This window comes from Xanthomonas sp. LMG 12461 (genome assembly GCF_009192935.1).
GTDB classification, from domain to species: domain Bacteria; phylum Pseudomonadota; class Gammaproteobacteria; order Xanthomonadales; family Xanthomonadaceae; genus Xanthomonas_A; species Xanthomonas_A sontii.
In genome coordinates, this window is sequence record NZ_NQYT01000071.1 from 1 (window position 1) to 18,062 (window position 18,062).

An 18,062-nucleotide genomic window follows, 5' to 3' on the forward strand; every position below is an offset into this window, starting at 1 on the left:
CCCCGGCCCCGGGTCGGACACGCGCCCCCCGGGCCTCGATTCTCCCGCTTCCCCACAAGTCCCCGGCCAGCGGCGGCCCCACACCGTATCCTAGTGCGCCCTCGATCCCGGTAGCCGCATGGCCCTCACCGCCACCCTCCGCAAGGCGGAGCTGCAGATTTCCGACATGGACCGCGGCTACTACGCCGCCCATTCCCTGACCCTGGCGCAACACCCGTCCGAAACCGATCAACGGCTGATGGCGCGCCTGCTGACCTTCGCCCTGTACGCCGAGGAGCGCCTGCTGTTCGGCAAGGGCCTGAGCAGCGACGACGAACCCGACCTGTGGCGGATGGACTACACCGGCGCGATCGAGCAATGGATCGAGGTCGGCCAGCCCGACGAGTCGCGGGTACGCAAGGCCTGCGGCCGGGCGCGCTCGGTGGTGGTGGCCAACTATGGCGGCCGCGCCGCGGACATCTGGTGGGACAAGAACGCGTCCGCGCTGATCAAGCTCAAGCCGGTACAGGTGATCGACCTGCCGGCCGACGCCGTCGCTGCGGCGGCCGAGCTGATCCAGCGCAGCATGCGCTTCGACGTGGTGATCCAGGACGGCGAGGTGCAGTGGCTGGGCGACAGCGGCAGCTTCGCCTTCACCCCCACGGTGCGCAAAGCCGCGGCATGAGCGTCGGGACCGCCCCCCTCCGCACCGATGTCGTGGTACTCGGCGCCGGCGCCGCCGGGCTGATGTGCGCGATCGCCGCCGGCCAGCGCGGGCGCCGGGTGCGGGTGATCGACCATGCCAACAAGGTTGGCAAGAAGATCCTGATGTCCGGCGGCGGCCGCTGCAACTTCACCAATACCGGCACCGGACCGGGCAACTTCCTGTCGGCCAACCCGCACTTCTGCAAATCGGCGCTGGCCCGCTACCGCCCGGCCGATTTCATCGACCTGGTCGAACGCCACCACATCGCCTACCACGAGAAGGAACTGGGGCAGTTGTTCTGCGACGTGTCCTCCAAGCAGATCGTGCGCATGCTGGTGGACGAGTGCGCCGCGGCGGGGGTGACGGTGCGCACCGACTGCAGCGTGCGCGCGGTGGAACGCGGCAGCGAAGGGTTCCGCCTGGACACCGACGATGGCCCGGTGCATGCGGCCTCGCTGGTGGTGGCGACCGGCGGCCTGTCCATCCCCAGCCTCGGCGCCAGCGGCTTCGGCTACGAGCTGGCGCGGCAGTTCGGCCACGCCGTGCTGCCGACCCGCGCCGGGCTGGTGCCGCTGACCCTGAGCGGCAAGCACCAGGAACGCCTGCACGACCTGTCCGGCCTGGCGCTGCCGGTGGAGGCCAGTTGCAACGGTGCGCGCTTCCGCAACTTCATGCTGATCACCCACCGCGGCGTCAGCGGCCCGGCGATCCTGCAGATCTCCTCGTACTGGCAACCGGGCGACGACCTGCGCCTGGACCTGTTGCCGGGGCAGGACGCGGCAACCTGGCTGCGCGAACAGAAACGCCTGCGCGGCGCCGCCGAGTTGCGCACGGTACTCGGCGAGGCACTGCCGCGCCGCTTCGCACAACGCCTGTGCGAGGTGTGGCTGCCGGACAAGCCGGTGCGCCAGCTGGACGAGCCACAGCTGCGCGCGGCCGCCGAGCTGCTCGGCGCCTGGCCGCTGGTGGCCAGCGGCACCGAGGGCTACCGCACCGCCGAAGTCACCCTGGGCGGCGTGGATACCGACCAGGTGTCGTCCTCGACCATGGAATCGCGGCGCGTGCCCGGCCTGTACTTCGTCGGCGAAGTGCTCGACGTCACCGGCTGGCTGGGCGGCTACAACTTCCAGTGGGCCTGGGCCTCGGGCCATGCGGCTGGTTTGGCGGCCTAGCGGCCGGGAATGGGGAATCGGGAATCGGGAATGGGGACTCGAAACGCCGCTTGTTGCGCGCGCGTCCCGGTCCGAGCGCGAACGTTCAGACACGACAGCCCGCTCTTGCGACTCCCCATTCCCGATTCCCCATTCCCGAACAACATGGACGCGACCGCGGGCATCGTGTATTAAACCCCGTCCCCGGGAGGCTTCATGCACACAGGCAAAGACATCACCCTCCGCCTGATGATCGTCGACGACAGCGGCGAAGACGCCGAGGCGATCGTCAGCAGCCTGCGCAACAGCGGCATCGCGGTGCGCCCGTCGCGGCCGCAGCACGCCGAGGAGTTGTCGGCGATGCTGACCGCGCAGCCGATCGACCTGGTGCTCAGCGCACAGGCCCAGTCGATCCCCCTGCCGCAGGTGCTGCAACGGGTCGCCGCCAGCGGCAAGGACATCCCGGTCATCGTGCTGGCCGAGCGCATCGACGAGAACGAATGGCTGGAGGCGGTGGCCGGTGGCGCGCGCGCGATCGCGCTGCGGCAGCGGCCCGAGCACTTGCTGGCCGTGGTCCGCACCACCTGGGCCGACCTGCAGGCGCGGCGCGGCCTGCGCCGGATCGAGGCGCAGATGCGCGAGACCGAGCGCCGCTGCGACGCGCTGATCGCCTCCTCGCGCGATCCGATCGCCTACATCCACGAGGGCATGCACATCCGCGCCAACGACGCCTACCTGGAGATGTTCGGGTTCGAGTCGTTCGACGACGTCGAAGGCGTGTCGCTGCTGGACATGGTCGCCCCGCAACACGTGGAAGGTTTCAAGCAGTTGCTGAAGTCGCTGAGCAAGGGCGAGCCGCCGCCGGCGCAGTACCAGGTGGACGCGCGCACCCTGGAAGGCGACAGCTTTCCGGCGACGATGGAATTCGCCACCGCCAGCTACGAGGGCGAGGCCTGCGTGCAGGTGGTGTTCCGCCGCCGCGAGGAGTTCGACCCGGAACTGGCGCGCGAGGTCGAGGACCTGCGCCAGCGCGACCAGGTCACCGGTCTGCTCAACCGCCCGACCTTCATGCTGGCGCTGGAAACCGCGGTGGCCCAGGTCGGCCGCGGCGAGGGCCAGTACGGCTTCCTGCTGGTCGAGCCGGATCATTACGCGCGCCTGTTGGCCGACATCGGCCTGGATTCGGCCGATGCGCTGGTCGCCGCATTGGCCCAGCACCTGGCCGCGGCCATCGACGGCGACGTGCAGGCGGCGCGCTTCGGCGAGCACAACTTCGCGCTGCTGCTGGAAGGCGACTACGCACGCACCGCGGCGCTGGCCGAGCGCCTGCTGCAGGCCTACGCCAGCCAGGTGTTCAGCGTCGGCGAGCGCTCGGCCACGGTCACCGTCAGCATCGGCGGCGTGCAGATCGGCGAGAAGATCGCCAGCGTCGGCCAGGTCCTGGCGCGCGCCAGCGAGAACGTGCAGGCGACCGTCGAACTGGGCGGTAACGCCTGCAAGATCTTCGACCCGGGCGCGGCCGACCGACTCGAGGAAGAGCGCGTGCAGCGCTGGGTGCAGCACCTGCGCGAGGCCCTGGCCGGCGACGGCTTCCTGCTGCACTACCAGCCGGTGCTGAACCTGCAGGGCGACCAGCACGAGCTGTACGAGGCCTACCTGCGCCTGGAGCGCAACGACGAACTGATCGGCCCGTCGACCTTCCTCGGCATCGCCGCCGAGCATGGCCTGACCGCCGAGATCGACCGTTGGGTGGTCGCGCGTGCGATCGCCGTCATCGGCGAACGCCAGCGCGCCGGCCACGCCACCAGTTTGCTGGTCAAGGTCAGCCCGGAAGCCTTCGCCGATACCCAGATGGTCGACCTGATCCGGCGCGAACTGGCGACGCACGGCGTGCCCGGCGACCGCCTGTGGCTGCAGACGCCGGAGGCCAAGGTGTTCACCCACCTGCGCAACGCGCAGCAGTTCCTGGCCGACGCCACCGCCCTGGGCTGCAAGGTCGGGCTGGAACAATTCGGCTCCGGCCTGGACTCGTTCCAGTTGCTGGCGCACTTCCAGCCCTCGTTCCTGAAGCTGGACCGCGGCTTCACCCAGGACCTGACCCAGACCCGCGAACACCAGGACAAGATCCGCGAGATCACTGGGCGCGCGCAGTCTGCCGGCATCCGCACCATCGCCGAGTTCGTCTCCGACGCGACCTCGATGAGCCTGCTGTTCAGTGCCGGCGTCGATTACGTGCAGGGCGAGTTCGTCGGCCTGGCGGCGCCGGGGATGACGTTCGATTTTGCCTGAGGGGCCGCGATTCGGGATTGGGGATTGGGGATTCGCAAAAGCAACGGCCGGCGGAGCCTGCGCTCCGCCGGCCGGCGTGTCGATCTCGCGAACTATCAGCTCACCGTCGCGTTGACGTGCGAGGCGCGCAGGGTGGCGATGCGCTCGGACAGCGGCGGGTGGCTCATGAACAGCTTGCGCAGGCCCTGGCCCAGACCACCGGCGATGCCGAAGGCCTGCACCTGCGACGGCAAGGTGCTCTGGCCATGGTTGAGTTCCAGCCGCTGCAGCGCCGCGATCATCTTGGCGCGGCCGGCCAGGCTGGCACCGCCGGCGTCGGCGCGGAACTCGCGGTAGCGCGAGAACCACATCGCGATCATCGTCGCGAACAGGCCGAACACCAGCTCCAGCACCATCACGATCGCGTAGTAGGCCAGGCCGCGGCGACCATCGCGGTTGCCGGACAGGTAGCTGTCGACCACGCCACCGACCACGCGCGCCAGCACGATCACGAAGGTGTTGAGCACGCCCTGCAGCAATGCCATGGTCACCATGTCGCCGTTGGCGATGTGGCTGATCTCATGGCCCAGCACCGCCTCGGCCTCGTCCTCGGTCATGTTCTGCAGCAGGCCGGTGGAAACGGCGACCAGCGCATTGTTGCGGTTGGCGCCGGTGGCGAAGGCGTTGATCTCCGGGCCGTCGTACACGGCGACCTCGGGCATGCCGATGCCGGCGGCCTGCGCCTGGCGCTGCACGGTCTGCAGCAACCAGCGCTCGGTGTGGTTGCGCGGCTCGGTGATCACCTGAGCGCCGGTGGCGCGCTTGGCCATGAACTTGGACAGCAGCAGCGACACCAGCGAGCCGCCGAAGCCGAAGATCGCGGCCATCACCAGCAGGCCGCCCATCTGGTTGGGGTTGACCCCGAACACGGACATGACAATGCCGGCCAGCACCAGCACCGCCAGGTTGGTGATGAGGAACAGGACGATACGATTGAACATGTGAGCGTGGGCTCCGCACGGATCAAATGGAAGGATTGGCTCGAATCTGCGGTGTCGGCCGCTTGAATTCAAGCGCGTACCTGACCGAGGATTCAGCTTGTCCATGTTCCCGTCTCCCTACCGCGGCCGCTTCGCGCCCTCGCCCACCGGCCCGCTGCACCTGGGTTCGCTGCTCGCCGCCTTCGGCAGTTGGTTGCTCGCCCGCCACGCCGGCGGACAGTGGCTGCTGCGCATCGAGGACGTGGACCGCCCGCGCAGCGTGCCCGGCGCCGCCGAGCGGCAACTGGCGAGCCTGCGCGCCTGCGGCCTGGAGGCCGACGGCCCGGTGCTGCGGCAGAGCGAGCGCGATCCGATCTACCGCGACGCCCTGCAGCGGCTGCTGCAGGCCGGCCTCGCCTTCCCCTGCAGTTGCAGCCGCAGCGCCCTCGCGGCGCAGGGCGGCGTGCACCACGCTTGCGTCACCGACGCGCCACGCGCACAGCCGGCCATCCGTCTGCGCGTGCCGCCCGGTACGGCCAGCGTGGTGGCCTTCGACGACGCGGTGCGCGGCCGGCTGGCCCAGGACGTCCATGCCGAGGTCGGCGATGTGGTGCTGCTGCGCGCCGACGGCTGCTGGGCGTACCAACTGGCCGTGGTGGTCGACGATGCCGCGCAAGGCATCACCGACGTGGTGCGCGGCGCGGACCTGCTGGACTCCACGCCACGGCAGATCCTGCTGCAGCGTGCGCTGGGCCTGCCCACGCCGCGCTACCTGCACCTGCCGCTGCTGCTCGACGCCGATGGCCGCAAGCTGTCCAAGTCGCACGCGGCGCTGCCGCTGGACGATGCCGACCCGCTGCCGGCGCTGCGCCTGGCCTGGGCGACGCTGGGCCAGCCGCCGGCAGCGTTGGCCGGCGCCGGGTCGGTGCCGGCGCTGCTCACCGCCGCGCTGCGCGCCTTCGACCCGACGCGGTTGCCGGCGCAGGACCGACGCGTGGACGATGCGGCGTCAGTCGCGCCGGCTATCCCCAGCGACATCAAGGCTGACTAGAATCGGACCCTGGGCCGCGCCGCGGCCGTCCTTTCCCACCATTTCTATCCGGAGCGACATCCATGACATCACGCGTTGCGCTGGTCACCGGCGGCACCGGCGGCATCGGCACCGCAATCTGCGAGCGGCTGGCCGCGCAGGGCCACCGCGTGGCCAGCAACTACCGCGACCAGGCCAAGGCCCTGGCCTGGCAGCAGCGCATGCGCGAGCGTGGCCACGACGTCGCCATCGTCCCCGGCGACGTCGCCTCGCCCGAACACGCGCAGACCCTGGTGCGTGAGGTCGAACGCCAACTCGGCCCGGTCGAGATCCTGGTCAACAACGCCGGCATCACCCGCGACACCACCTTCCACAAGATGACCGCCGAGCAATGGCACGAAGTCATCAACACCAACCTCAACTCGGTGTTCAACGTCACCCGCCCGGTGATCGAGGGCATGCGCCAGAAGCGTTGGGGGCGGGTCATCCAGATCAGTTCGATCAACGGCCTCAAGGGCCAGTACGGCCAGGCCAACTACGCTGCGGCCAAGGCCGGCATGCACGGCTTCACCATTTCCCTGGCGCGCGAGAACGCCAGCTACGGCATCACCGTCAACACGGTCTCGCCCGGCTATGTCGCCACCGACATGGTGATGGCGGTGCCGGAGGAAGTCCGCGCCAAGATCGCCGCCGACATCCCCACCGGGCGTCTCGGCAAGCCGGAGGAGATCGCCTACGCCGTGGCGTTCCTTGTGGCCGAGGAAGCGGCGTGGATCACCGGTTCGAACCTGGACATCAACGGCGGCCACCACATGGGGTGGTGAGCAGCTGAATCGCTCAGGCGGCGGCTTTCGCGCGAGGTAACGCTATCCCGCATTGGCCGCCACGGCGGCCTGTGGACTTTTGCTGCGCTGCGAATGCTGCGCAGCATGATTTTTTTGCTGCACCCGCGTGCTCAGGTACTTTCGGCGGTTGCAAGCCCTGCTGCGCTGCGCCATGCTGCGCGCTTACCGTCACAGAGCGATCGCTTCATGGCTGAGATTCGCATCATCAAGAAGTATCCCAATCGCCGCCTCTACGACACCGAGATCTCCAGTTACATCACCATCGAAGACGTCCGCCAGCTGATCATCGACGGCGAGGAATTCGAAGTCCGCGACGCCAAGACCGGCGAAGACCTCAGCCGCGCAGTGCTGCTGCAGATCATCGCCGACCAGGAACAGGACGGCGAGCCGATGCTGTCCACGCAGTTGCTCAGCCAGATCATCCGCTTCTACGGCGACTCGCTGCAGGGCTTCATGGGCAACTACCTGGAGCGCAGCATGCAGGTGTTCCTCGACCAGCAGCAGCAGTTCCGCCAGCAGATGGGCAATCTGCTGGGGCAGACCCCGTGGACCATGATGAACCAGCTCACCGAGCGCAACCTGGAGCTGTGGCAGGAATTCCAGCGCAACCTCGGCGCCGGCTTCGGCCGCCCGGCCGCTGGCACCGGCAAGCCTGGCGAACCGCCGGCGGGCGCCGCACCGAAGTCGCGTCCGCGCTGAGGATTGCGGCCGGGTGAGGTTCGGCGGGGCGCTTCGCGCCCCTACCCTCACCCCAACCCCTCTCCCGATGGGAGAGGGGCTCCAGCTTCTCCCTTCTCCCTTTGGGAGAAGGTGCCCCGAAGGGGCGGATGAGGGTACGGGCGAAGCCTCGCGGATTTGATTCGACGGAGCGCTTCGCGCCCTTACCCTCACCCCAACCCCTCTCCCGGCGGGAGAGGGGCTCCAACCTCTCCCTTCTCCCATTGGGACCACGGCCCCCTTTTGGGGGGAAGGTACCCCGAAGGGGCGGATGAGGGTACGGGCGAAGCCTCGCAGGCGTGTGTCAGCGCGACTTCGCCGGCTTGCAATTCCCGCAGATCCGCTCGACCTTGTAACCACGCGCACGCAGGCCCTCGACCACGCCGTCCGGCCCGAGCAGGTGCAGCGCACCCACCACCACCAGGGTGTCGCCGCCACCGTCCTTCAGGCGCTGCTCCAGGCGCGGCAGCCAGGCCTGGTTGCGCTCCACGTCGATGCGCTGGTACAGCCGCGGGTAGTCGCGCTTCATCTGCGCGCCGATCTCCTGCCACAGCTGGCGCTCGTCGCCGCGGCGCCAGGCATCGTGCAGGCGCAGCGTCTGCGCCGCGCCCTGCTCGGCATCGTCCAGCGCTTCGGTCAGCATCTGCTTCTGCTCCACCGGGTCCATGCCGTCGAGCAGGTCGATCTGCGCCTGCGCGGTCTCCAGGCCCTCGGCACTCTTGCCGTCCTGCAAGGCCAGTGTCATGAAATGACGATCCAGCCCGGCATCGGCCTCCAGGCCCTGCGCCTTCATGTCGGCGATGCTGATGCTGAGGCCGACGAACCACGGCTCGAAGCCGCTCATCTGCGCCAGCGGCAGGCCGTGGCCGGCGGCATAGCGGCGCAGCCGCTCCCAGGTCGCCGGGTCCAGGTCGTCCTGCAGCCGCTTGCCGTCGTGGCGCTGCGCCGCCTGCAGCATCTGCGCGCCCAGTTGCGGCGCGTCCACGTCCTTCGGCGCCAGTTCGAACAGCAACCGCGGCGACGCCGCGTAGGCCGCATCGACCTCGCGGGCCAGCGGATAGTCGTCGGCCTTGAGCATGTGGAACGAGCCCAGCAGGTACAGCGTGCCGCGCGGCCCGCTGACCTTCCACAACAGCGGCGTGGGCGGCACCACCGTGGGCGCTGCGGCGGCGGGCGCGACAGGCGTCGCGGCCACCGGCGGCGGCGTGCGGGCCAGTGCCGGCAGCACCAGGCACAGCGACAGGCCCAGCAGCAGGCGGCGCAACAGGCGCGGGAACGGGGTCATCGGCATCCTCGGGTCAATGGGCGGCGGCGTAGGCCTTCTCGCCGGCATCCACCGCCAGGTCGAGGCGGTTCTCCGGCGGCGGCAACGGACAGGTGGCGAACGGGGTGAACGCGCACGGCGGGTCGTAGGCGCGGTTGAAATCCAGCACCACGCTGCCGTCGGCCGTGGGCGGGTCCACGTCCAGGAAGCGCCCGGCGGGGTAGCTGCCGTGACCGCTGGTGCGGTCGGCGAACACCACGAACAGCGACTGGCCGGGTTCGCCGATCGCCTGCAGGCGGTAGCGTTTGCCGCCGCGCTCGAACTCCAGCGCGCCGGGATTCGGCGATGGCGTGGTGACGCCGATGATGTCGACGATGGGCAGGGTCGTGCCCGGTGGATTGGGCACGAAACGCCCGCGCACGCGCCAGGATTCGGCCAGCGGCCAGTACGGCACGCCTGCGAAACCCAGCCGGGTCGGCGCATCGGCGTGCTTGACCCGCAGCGCATAACGGCCGCCACGTTCGATCAGGCTGAGCTTGCCCTTGCCGTCGTCGAAGTCGATCACCGTCGGCTGCGGATCGTGGTCGCTGTACACACGGATCCGCCCCTGCACCGGCGCGCCGGCGACGCTGAGGGCGGCGCCGCGCTCGGGGGTCAGGTACACCTCGCGCTGCGCCTGCGACACCAGCGCCATCCGCGCCGGCCCCACCGCCAGGCGGATGCCGCTGTCCGGGCCGCTGCCGATGTAGTGCTCCTTCAATTCCAGCCAGTGCAGGCCGACCAGGCTGGTCCAGCCGTCCGGCGCCTGCAGTTCGCGCTGGCGCTGCGCGCGCCAAGCCTGCTCATCGGCCACGAACCGTGCGTCCATCGCCTTCGGCGCGGCCGGTGCCGGCGCCTGCTTGCCGCAGCCACTCAAGGCGACGAGCGCCGCCAGCAGCGCCGCCGTCCACATCCGCTTGTCCATCACCGCCCCCGCAGGAACCAACGATCGATCTCGCCCAGGGTGAACCGCGCCCAGGTCGGACGCCCATGATTGCATTGTCCGGAGCGCTCGGTGGCTTCCATGTCGCGCAGCAGTGCGTTCATTTCCGGAATGGTGAGGCGGCGGTTGGCGCGCACCGCGCCGTGGCAGGCCATGGTCGACAGCAGCGCATCGCGCGCGCCGGCGACGCGACCGCTATGGCCGTGTTCGCGCAGGTCGGTGAGCACGTCGCGCAGCAAGGCCTCCGGCTCGGCCTGCGCCAGCAGTGCGGGAATGCTGCGCACGTGCAGCGATTGCGGTCCGCTGCGGGTGATCTCGAACCCGAGCGCGGCCAGCGTCTCCGCCTCGCGCTCGGCGGTGTCGGCATCGCGTTCGCCGACTGCCAGGGTGATCGGCACCAGCAACGGCTGCGCATGCAGGCCGATGCCATCGTGCGCGGTCTTCAAACGCTCGTAGCCGATGCGCTCGTGCGCGGCGTGCATGTCGACCACGATCAGGCCGTCGGCGTTCTCGGCCAGGATGTAGATGCCGTGCAATTGCGCGATGGCGTAGCCGAGCGGCGGCACGCCGCTGTCGGCGGCAGTCGGCGGCAGGCCGCCGGCCGGGTCCTGGGTCTGCCGCGGCAGGCCGGCGGCACTGCCCGCTTCCGCTGCAGGCGCGTACAGCGCCGCATACGCCGCCGGCGCCTCTTCCACGCGCAAGCCCAGCGGCGATTGCGCCGGGCGCCACTGCGCGCCGTAACCATAACCCTGTCCGCCACCACCACCGGCGCCGCCACTGTTCGGCGCGCCTGTGCCCGCCCAGGCCGCAGTACCCGCGGCTGGCGGCGGCAGCGCGGCGTCGGCGCCGATCGCGCCAGGCAGGCTGCCGGCACGGGTCTGCGCCAGCGCATCCTGCAGCGTGCGGTAGACGAAATCATGGATCAGCCGCGCATCGCGGAAACGCACCTCGTGCTTGGCCGGATGCACGTTGACGTCCACCCGCGCCGGTTCCAGTTCCAGGAACAGCACATAAGCCGGCTGGCGGCCATGGAACAGCACATCGCCGTAGGCCATCTTCACCGCATGGGCGACACTGCGATCGCGCACAGAACGGCCGTTGACGTAAAGGTATTGCTGGTCGGCGCTGGCGCGCGAGTAATGCGGCTGCGCAATCCAGCCATGCAGGCGCAGGCCGGCACCGCTGTGGTCCACGCGCAGCGCCTGCCTTGCGAAGTCTTCGCCCAGGGTCTCGCCCAGGCGCGCGTCCGAGTACAGATCGCCCGGCTTGTAGCGCCGCGACGGCTTGCCGTTGTGCGAGACGCGCAGCTCCACGTCGGGGCGCGCCAGCGCCAGCGAACGCAGCCACTCCTCGATGTGGCCCAGTTCGGTGCGCTCGGCGCGCAGGAACTTGCGCCGCGCCGGCACGTTGTAGAACAGCTCGCGGACCTCGACCAGGGTGCCCGGCGGCAACGCACGCGGCTGCACCTCGCCGACCTTGCCGCCGTCGACCTGCAGGGCAGCGCCGTGTTCGTCGCCGGCACGGCGCGAGGCCAGGGTGAAGCGGCTGACCGAGGCGATCGACGGCAACGCTTCGCCGCGGAACCCCAGCGTGCCCACCGATTCCAGGTCGTCCAGCGACGCGATCTTGCTGGTCGCGTGCCGCGAGATGGCCAGCGGCAGTTCCTCGGGCGCGATGCCGCCACCGTCGTCGCGGATGCGGATCAGGCGCACGCCGCCTTCTTCCAGATCGATGTCGACGCGGTGCGCACCGGCGTCCAGCGCGTTCTCCACCAGCTCCTTGACGACAGAGGCCGGACGCTCGACCACTTCGCCGGCAGCGATCTGGTTGATCAGGATCTCGGGCAGCTGACGGATGCTCATGCCGTCCTCGCTCCATGCGCGCACAGACGCGCGCCGGTCGTGGCGACAGGACGAAAACGACAGCAGGCAAAGGACATCGGCACGGCTCGCGGCGCGGACGCCGTCATCGAGGATCAGCCGTTAATGATAGCGCCTCAGCGGCTGCCGCCGGCCACGGTGCTGGCCGCTTCCGCCTCGGCCTGCGCGCGCGCGGCAAACAGCGTGCCCGGCGGCGGCTGCCGCGTGAAGAAGGTGCTGACGCCATCGAGCACGGCACCAGCGATGCGGCGCTGGTAGGCCGGATCGGTCAGCCGGCGTTCTTCGTCCGGGTTGGAAATGAAGGCGGTCTCGACCAGCATCGCCGGCATGTCCGAGGTGCGCAGCACCGCGAAGTTCGCGCGCTCGATCTCGGGCTTGTGGTTGTTGCCGATCCGCTTGAGTCCGCCCAGCACTTGCTCGGCCGCATCTTCGGAGGACTTCATGTGGCCGCTCTGGGCCAGGTCCAGCAACACGTTGGCCAGGGTGCTGTCGGTCTTCTGCAGGCGCACGCCACCGATCAGGTCGGCGGCGTTTTCCTTGTCCGCGAGCCAGCGCGCGCGCTGCGAGGACGCGCCCTTGGTCGACAGCACGTACACCGAGGAACCGGTCGCGCTGCGGTTCTCGGCCGCGTCGGCGTGGATCGAGATGAAGATGTCGGCCTTGGCCGCACGCGCCTTCTGCGCGCGCATCGGCAAGGGAATGAACACGTCGGTAGTGCGGGTCATGTAGGCCTTCATGCCCGGCGTGGCGTTGATCTGGCGCGCCAGTTCGCGGCCGATCGCCAGGGTCACGTCCTTCTCGTGCTTGCCGGTCGGACCGCTGGCGCCCGGATCCTGGCCGCCATGGCCGGGATCGATGGCCACGATCAGCGGACGCATGCCGGGCGCCATCTTCACCCGCGAGGCCGCGCTGGGCATCACCGGCCGTGCTTCGGCGGCAGCAGCCACCGCCGCATCGTCGTCCGCGTCGTCGCGCTCGGACGGCGCGTTCGCCGGCGGCGCGACTGTCGCAGGCGCCGGCGTCGGCACAACGCCGGGCACAGGACGGCCGGCCGCCGCGACAGCAACGCTCGGCGCAGAGGCAACGACGGTCGGCGCGGGCGTGGATGTGGGCGCGGCAGGCGGCGGCACCGGAGCCGGCGCTGGCTGGCTGGCACGCTGCACCACCGACGAGGTCAGCGCCGCGGTCGCGCGTGCGGCTTCGGCGCGCGCATCCACTACCGGCTTGGGCGCTGCAACAGGCGTGGCCTGCGGCATCGGGGCCACGGCTGCCGGCGCGTCGGCGGCGACCGCCTTGCCCGCCGGGGCCTCGCCCGGCCACTCGATCACCAGCACTGAACTGCCGCCGATGGTCTGCATCTGCGGCTTGAACGCCACCACCGAACTGCTCAGGTCGAACACGATGCGCAAGGTGCCCGGCACCGGATGGCCGGTGCGCACTGCGCTGACCACGCCGCCGCCGGCCGGCAGCTTCAGGCCCTTGGCGGCGGAGGAATCGGGAAGATCGACGACCAGGCGATTGGGATTGGCCAGCGACAGCGTGCTGAAGCCACCGCTGCCCTGCAGACGGATCTCGGCGCGGGTGCCGGTGGCGCCGTTGTCGAGCGAGACCGACTGCACCTGCCCGGCAAACGCCGTCTGCGCCGCCAGGCACCAGCCTGCGGCAGCGGCGAAACTGGCGAAAAAACGGGTCCCCGGGCGCATAACGCGATTCAAACATCGCCGGGAGTCAAAGGCAAGCGGTTTTCCCTTAATAATCCATAACCTGCCTTCACTTTCTAGCGTCAGCCGGCAAAAAGTCCCTGCAAGTCGGCCTGCTGGGCCAGCTGCGCCAGCCAGGCGGCCCCCACCTCGGTACGCGCCTGCAGGGCGACACGACGCCCGTCGCCGTGCACGGCCAGGCGCACGTCCAGATCGGCGGGCGCCAGCACGTCGCCGCCGCGCTCGGGCCATTCCACCAGCCACAGCGTGGCCCCGCCCTCGTCCAGCCCGAGGAAATCCAGCTCGCCCGCCGCGCCGATGCGGTACAGATCCAGGTGCCAGGCCTCGCCATCGGCCAGCAGGTAGCGCTCCACCAGGGTGTAGGTGGGGCTGCGGATCGCGCCCTGCACCCCGAGCGCGCGCAGCAGCGCCCGCGCCAGAGTCGATTTACCGGCGCCCAGATCCCCGTGCAGATGCACCGCGGCCTGCGCCGGGCGGGTCGCGGCCAGCGCGCGGCCGAGGCGCTCGGTGGCCTCGCTGTCGGGCAGGAACAAGCTGAGGCTCATGGTTCGGATTCCGGATTGGACAGGCGCCGCAGCGCCGGCAACAGATCGGTGGGCAGCAGGCCGCGCTGGCCGTCGGCGGCCGCGCGATCGCCGGCGCCGGCATGCAGCAGCGCGCCGACGCTGGCCGCCTCGAACGCCGGCAACCCTTGCGCGCGCAGCGCCGCGATCACCCCGGTCAACAGATCGCCCATGCCGCCGACCGCCATGCCCGGATTGCCGGCGGCGATCACCCGCGGCGTCTGCCCGGGCGCGTCGACCAGGCTGCCGGCCCCCTTCAGCACAATCGTCGCCTGATAGCGTTCGGCCAAGGCCGCAGCGGCGGCGAAGCGATCGCGCTGCACCTCGGCGGTGGCGATGCCGAGCAGGCGCCCGGCCTCGCCGGGATGCGGGGTCAGCACCGCCTGCGGGACGGGCCGCGGCGCCTGCGCAAGCAGGTTCAATGCATCGGCGTCCAGGATCAGCGCGCGGTCCGAATCGGCCAGGACCGTCTGCCACAGCGCCTGCGCCCAATCGTCCTGGCCAAGCCCGGGCCCAAGCGCGACCACACTGGCCTTGCGCAACAACGGCGCCAGCGCCGCCGCTTCGTCGACCGCATGCGCCATCGCTTCCGGGCAGCGCGCCAGCAGCGGCGCCACGTGCGCGCTGCGGGTCGCCACGCTGACCAGGCCGGCCCCGCTGCGCAGGGCCGATTCGGCGCTGAGCATCACCGCCCCGCCGCTGCCGAGGTTGCCGCCGACGCACAGCACATGCCCGGAATCGCCCTTGTGGCTGTCCTGCCGGCGGGGCGCCAGGCGATTGCGCAAGGCGCCGACGGTCCAGGCCTGCGCGCGCGGCGCGCAACCGGCGAACGCGGCCGGCGGTACCTCCAGCGTCGCCAGTGCGCGCTCGCCGACATGGTTCAAGGCCGCACCGGTATGCAAGCCGGCGTGGGCCACGATGAACTGCAAGGTCAGCGTCGCCGGCAACACCGCGCCGGGCACACTGCCGGTTTCGGCGTCCACGCCGCTGGGCACATCCAGCGCCAGTACCGGCGCGCCAAGTCCACCCAGCGCGCCGAGCAGCGCCGCCAGCTCGGCGTCCGGCGCGCGATTGAGGCCGATGCCCAGCAGCGCATCCACAACTACGTCGGCCGGCGCCAGTGCCGCGTCGAACTCCTCGATGCGACCGCCGACGCCGATGTAGTCGGTGCAAGCACGCTGCGCCAGCGGCGATTGCGGGCCGCGCCCGGGCAACTGCAGCACGCGCACCTGGCGCCCGGCGCGATGCGCCAGCCGCGCCAGCACGTAGCCATCGCCACCGTTGTTGCCGCTGCCACACGCCACCAGGATGCGCTGCGCCTGCGGCCAGCGCTGCAGCAGTGTCTGCCACGCGGCCTGGCCGGCGCGCTGCATCAGCGTGTAGCCGTCGCCGCCCAGCAGCGCGGTGGCCTGCGCATCGATGCGGCGCGCGTCCGCGATGGCATAGAGATCGAAGCAGTCGTACATGCACGGGATTCTATACTTGCGCGATGTCCGCCCGCCTCGACATCGCCGATCCCCACACCGCCGCCGCGCGCATCCGCGCGCTGGCGCGCACGTTCGGCTTCCAGCGCTGCGGCATCGCCGGGATCGAGCTGCAGCAGGACGAGGCGCATCTGCGCGACTGGCTGGAACAGGGCCTGTACGGGACGATGCACTGGATGGCCCAGCATGGCGACAAGCGTTCCCGCCCGGCCGAACTCATTCCCGGCACATTGCGGGTGATCTCGGTGGGCCTGGACTATGGCCGCAACGACGACGACTCGGCCTGGGACACGCTGCGCGACGGCGAGCGCGCCTACGTCGCGCGCTACGCGCTGGGCCGCGATTACCACAAGCTGATGCGCAACCGCCTGCAGAAGCTGGCCGAACGCATCCAGGACGAGATCGGCCCGTTCGGCCACCGCGTGTTCGTCGATTCGGCGCCGGTGCTCGAACGCGCCCTGGCGCGCGACGCCGGCCTGGGCTGGATCGGCAAGCACACCTGCCTGATCGACCGCAACGGCGGCTCCTGGTTCTTCCTCGGCGAGATCTACGTCGATCTGCCGCTGCCGATCGACCCGCCGGCCAGCGCCCACTGCGGCACCTGCACGCGCTGCATCGACGTCTGCCCGACCCAGGCGATCGTCGCGCCGTACCGGCTCGATGCGCGCCGCTGCATCGCCTACCTCACCATCGAGCACGACGGCGCGATTCCCGAGGAACTGCGCCCGGCGATCGGCAACCGCATCTTCGGCTGCGACGATTGCCAGCTGATCTGCCCCTGGAACAAGTTCGCCAAGCGCAGCGACGAACCGGACTTCCGCGCGCGCAACGACCTGGACAAGGCCACGCTGGCGCAGCTGTTCGCCTGGGAGGAAGACGAGTTCCTGCGCCGCACCGAAGGCAGCGCGATCCGCCGCAGCGGTCACGAGCGCTGGCTGCGCAATCTGGCAGTGGCGCTGGGCAACGCGCCGACCACGCCACAGGTACTGGCCGCGCTAGGCGCGCGCGCGCAGCATCCCTCGCCGCTGGTGCGCGAGCACGTGCAGTGGGCGCTGGCCCGGCATGTAGCCACGTCGACGCAGCCGGCCGCAGCTGCCGACGTGCGAGGATAGGCGCCCGTACGCCCTGCACCGCCCGCATGTCCGATCGCGCCGACCAGATCCTCAGCCCCAGCCAGCTCAACACGCTGGCCCGCGACCTGCTGGAGAGCGCCTTCCCGCTGGCCTGGGTGGAAGGCGAACTGGGCAACGTCACCCGCCCCTCGTCCGGCCACCTCTACTTCACCCTGAAGGATGCGCGCGCGCAGGTGCGCTGCGCGATGTTCAAGCCCAAGAGCCAATGGCTGCGGTTCGTGCCGCGCGAAGGCCTGCGGGTGCTGGCGCGCGGGCGCCTGACCCTGTACGAAGCGCGCGGCGACTACCAGTTGGTGCTGGATCATCTGGAGGAAGCCGGCGAAGGCGCGTTGCGCCGGGCGTTCGAGGAGCTCAAGGCCCGGCTCGCCGCCGAAGGCCTGTTCGCCAGCGAGCGCAAGCGCGCCCTGCCCGGCTTCGTGCGGCGCCTGGCGGTCATCACCTCGCCCAGCGGCGCCGCCGTGCGCGATGTGCTGAGCGTGCTCGGCCGGCGCATGCCGCTGCTGCAGGTGGACATCCTGCCGAGCCTGGTCCAGGGCGACAGCGCCGCGGCGCAGATCGCCACGTTGCTGCGCCAGGCCGACGCCAGCGGCCGCTACGACGCGATCCTGCTGACCCGCGGCGGCGGCTCGCTGGAGGACCTGTGGGCGTTCAACGACGAACACCTGGCACGCACCATCGCCGCGGCAGTCACCCCGGTGGTGTCGGCCGTCGGCCACGAGACCGACGTGACCCTGGCGGATTTCGCCGCCGACCTGCGCGCGCCCACCCCGTCGGTCGCCGCCGAATTGCTGGTCCCCGACCAGCGCGATCTCGGCGCGCGCCTGCGCTCCCAGCATGCCGCGTTGCTGCGCTGGCAGCAGCACCGGCTGCGGCAAGCGCAGCAACGCGCCGACCGCGCCCTGCTGCGCCTGCAGGCGCAGAGCCCGCAGGTGCGCCTGCAGTTGCTGCAGCGCCGCCAGCACGAGATCGGACGACGGCTGGCGGCGGTGTGGCGGCAACAGCAGGAACGCCGGCATGCCCAATTGCGCCATGCCGCCGCGGTGCTGCGCGCCGCGCAGCCGCAACGGCGGCTGGCGATGCTGCGGGTGCGCCTGCTGGCGCTGGGCCGACGTCCGCAGGCGGCGATGGCTCGGCAACTGCAGACCGATGCGCAGCGCCTGCGCGCACTGGCGCGTGCACTGGAGACGGTCAGCCCGCTGGCGACCGTGGCGCGCGGCTACAGCATCCTGACCCGCGTCGACGACGGCAGCGTGGTGCGCTCGGCCGCTCAGGTCGCCCCCGGCGATCGGCTGCGCGCACGCCTGGCCGACGGCGAACTGCAACTGCGTGCCGAGCGCGCAGAGTGACCCGTCCACCCGC

Annotated in this window: 15 protein-coding genes; 8 read left to right on the top strand and 7 right to left on the bottom strand. The window is 70.7% G+C overall.

The annotated features are described in order from the left end of the window. Positions 1-118: 118 nt before the first annotated feature. From CEK68_RS17690 to CEK68_RS17700, 3 genes are all read left to right on the top strand, one after another. Entirely contained in the window at positions 119-664 is a 546-nt protein-coding gene (locus CEK68_RS17690; protein WP_017909328.1) for a YaeQ family protein, read from the top strand. Beyond that, the gene (locus CEK68_RS17695; protein WP_017909329.1) at positions 661-1,857 is read left to right on the top strand and encodes an NAD(P)/FAD-dependent oxidoreductase; all 1,197 of its coding nucleotides are present in this window, start codon (positions 661-663) and stop codon (positions 1,855-1,857) included. Before CEK68_RS17690 ends, CEK68_RS17695 begins: the two co-directional genes overlap by 4 nt. A 195-nt stretch (positions 1,858-2,052) precedes the next feature. Then, complete coding sequence (locus tag CEK68_RS17700; protein WP_152240169.1) at positions 2,053-4,125, top strand: EAL domain-containing protein; 2,073 nt, start codon at positions 2,053-2,055, stop codon at positions 4,123-4,125. Between the two features lie 95 nt (positions 4,126-4,220). Here the strand turns inward: CEK68_RS17700 and htpX are convergent, their stop codons facing one another. Further along, entirely contained in the window at positions 4,221-5,105 is an 885-nt protein-coding gene (gene htpX / locus CEK68_RS17705; protein ID WP_017909331.1) for a protease HtpX, read from the bottom strand. A 103-nt stretch (positions 5,106-5,208) separates the two neighbouring features. Here htpX and gluQRS point away from each other — a divergent pair, with 103 nt between their 5' ends. From gluQRS to phaR, 3 genes are all read left to right on the top strand, one after another. Next, complete coding sequence (gene gluQRS / locus CEK68_RS17710) at positions 5,209-6,135, top strand: tRNA glutamyl-Q(34) synthetase GluQRS (protein WP_152240170.1); 927 nt, start codon at positions 5,209-5,211, stop codon at positions 6,133-6,135. A 62-nt stretch (positions 6,136-6,197) separates the two neighbouring features. Continuing rightward, positions 6,198-6,938 carry a beta-ketoacyl-ACP reductase gene (locus CEK68_RS17715; protein ID WP_017909333.1) on the top strand — a complete coding sequence of 247 codons (741 nt, stop codon included), beginning with the start codon at positions 6,198-6,200 and terminating at the stop codon, positions 6,936-6,938. A gap of 207 nt (positions 6,939-7,145) precedes the next feature. Next, complete coding sequence (gene phaR / locus CEK68_RS17720) at positions 7,146-7,658, top strand: polyhydroxyalkanoate synthesis repressor PhaR (RefSeq protein WP_010342976.1); 513 nt, start codon at positions 7,146-7,148, stop codon at positions 7,656-7,658. A gap of 322 nt (positions 7,659-7,980) precedes the next feature. Here the strand turns inward: phaR and CEK68_RS17725 are convergent, their stop codons facing one another. From CEK68_RS17725 to CEK68_RS17750, 6 genes are all read right to left on the bottom strand, one after another. Continuing rightward, positions 7,981-8,961 carry a TraB/GumN family protein gene (locus tag CEK68_RS17725; RefSeq protein ID WP_017911579.1) on the bottom strand — a complete coding sequence of 327 codons (981 nt, stop codon included), beginning with the start codon at positions 8,959-8,961 and terminating at the stop codon, positions 7,981-7,983. A 13-nt stretch (positions 8,962-8,974) separates the two neighbouring features. Beyond that, a complete protein-coding gene (locus CEK68_RS17730) occupies positions 8,975-9,904 on the bottom strand; it encodes a DUF1684 domain-containing protein (protein WP_152240171.1) in 930 nt (309 codons plus the stop codon). Continuing rightward, a complete protein-coding gene (gene mutL, locus CEK68_RS17735; RefSeq protein ID WP_152240172.1) occupies positions 9,904-11,784 on the bottom strand; it encodes a DNA mismatch repair endonuclease MutL in 1,881 nt (626 codons plus the stop codon). Before mutL ends, CEK68_RS17730 begins: the two co-directional genes overlap by 1 nt. A gap of 134 nt (positions 11,785-11,918) precedes the next feature. Further along, positions 11,919-13,505: an N-acetylmuramoyl-L-alanine amidase gene (locus CEK68_RS17740; RefSeq protein ID WP_152240173.1), complete on the bottom strand. Its 1,587-nt coding sequence runs from the start codon at positions 13,503-13,505 to the stop codon at positions 11,919-11,921. An 80-nt stretch (positions 13,506-13,585) separates the two neighbouring features. Beyond that, on the bottom strand, positions 13,586-14,068 hold the full coding sequence (gene tsaE / locus CEK68_RS17745) for a tRNA (adenosine(37)-N6)-threonylcarbamoyltransferase complex ATPase subunit type 1 TsaE (protein WP_152181908.1): 483 nt from the start codon (positions 14,066-14,068) through the stop codon (positions 13,586-13,588). Next, positions 14,065-15,552: an NAD(P)H-hydrate dehydratase gene (locus tag CEK68_RS17750; protein WP_152240174.1), complete on the bottom strand. Its 1,488-nt coding sequence runs from the start codon at positions 15,550-15,552 to the stop codon at positions 14,065-14,067. The genes tsaE and CEK68_RS17750 overlap by 4 nt, the downstream gene beginning before the upstream one ends. A 23-nt stretch (positions 15,553-15,575) precedes the next feature. On the opposite strand from CEK68_RS17750, the gene queG reads away from it, so the two are divergent. Both queG and xseA read left to right on the top strand, forming a co-directional pair. Continuing rightward, a complete protein-coding gene (gene queG / locus CEK68_RS17755; protein ID WP_152240175.1) occupies positions 15,576-16,682 on the top strand; it encodes a tRNA epoxyqueuosine(34) reductase QueG in 1,107 nt (368 codons plus the stop codon). A 26-nt stretch (positions 16,683-16,708) separates the two neighbouring features. Next, entirely contained in the window at positions 16,709-18,049 is a 1,341-nt protein-coding gene (gene xseA / locus CEK68_RS17760) for an exodeoxyribonuclease VII large subunit (RefSeq protein ID WP_152240176.1), read from the top strand. Positions 18,050-18,062: the final 13 nt, after the last annotated feature.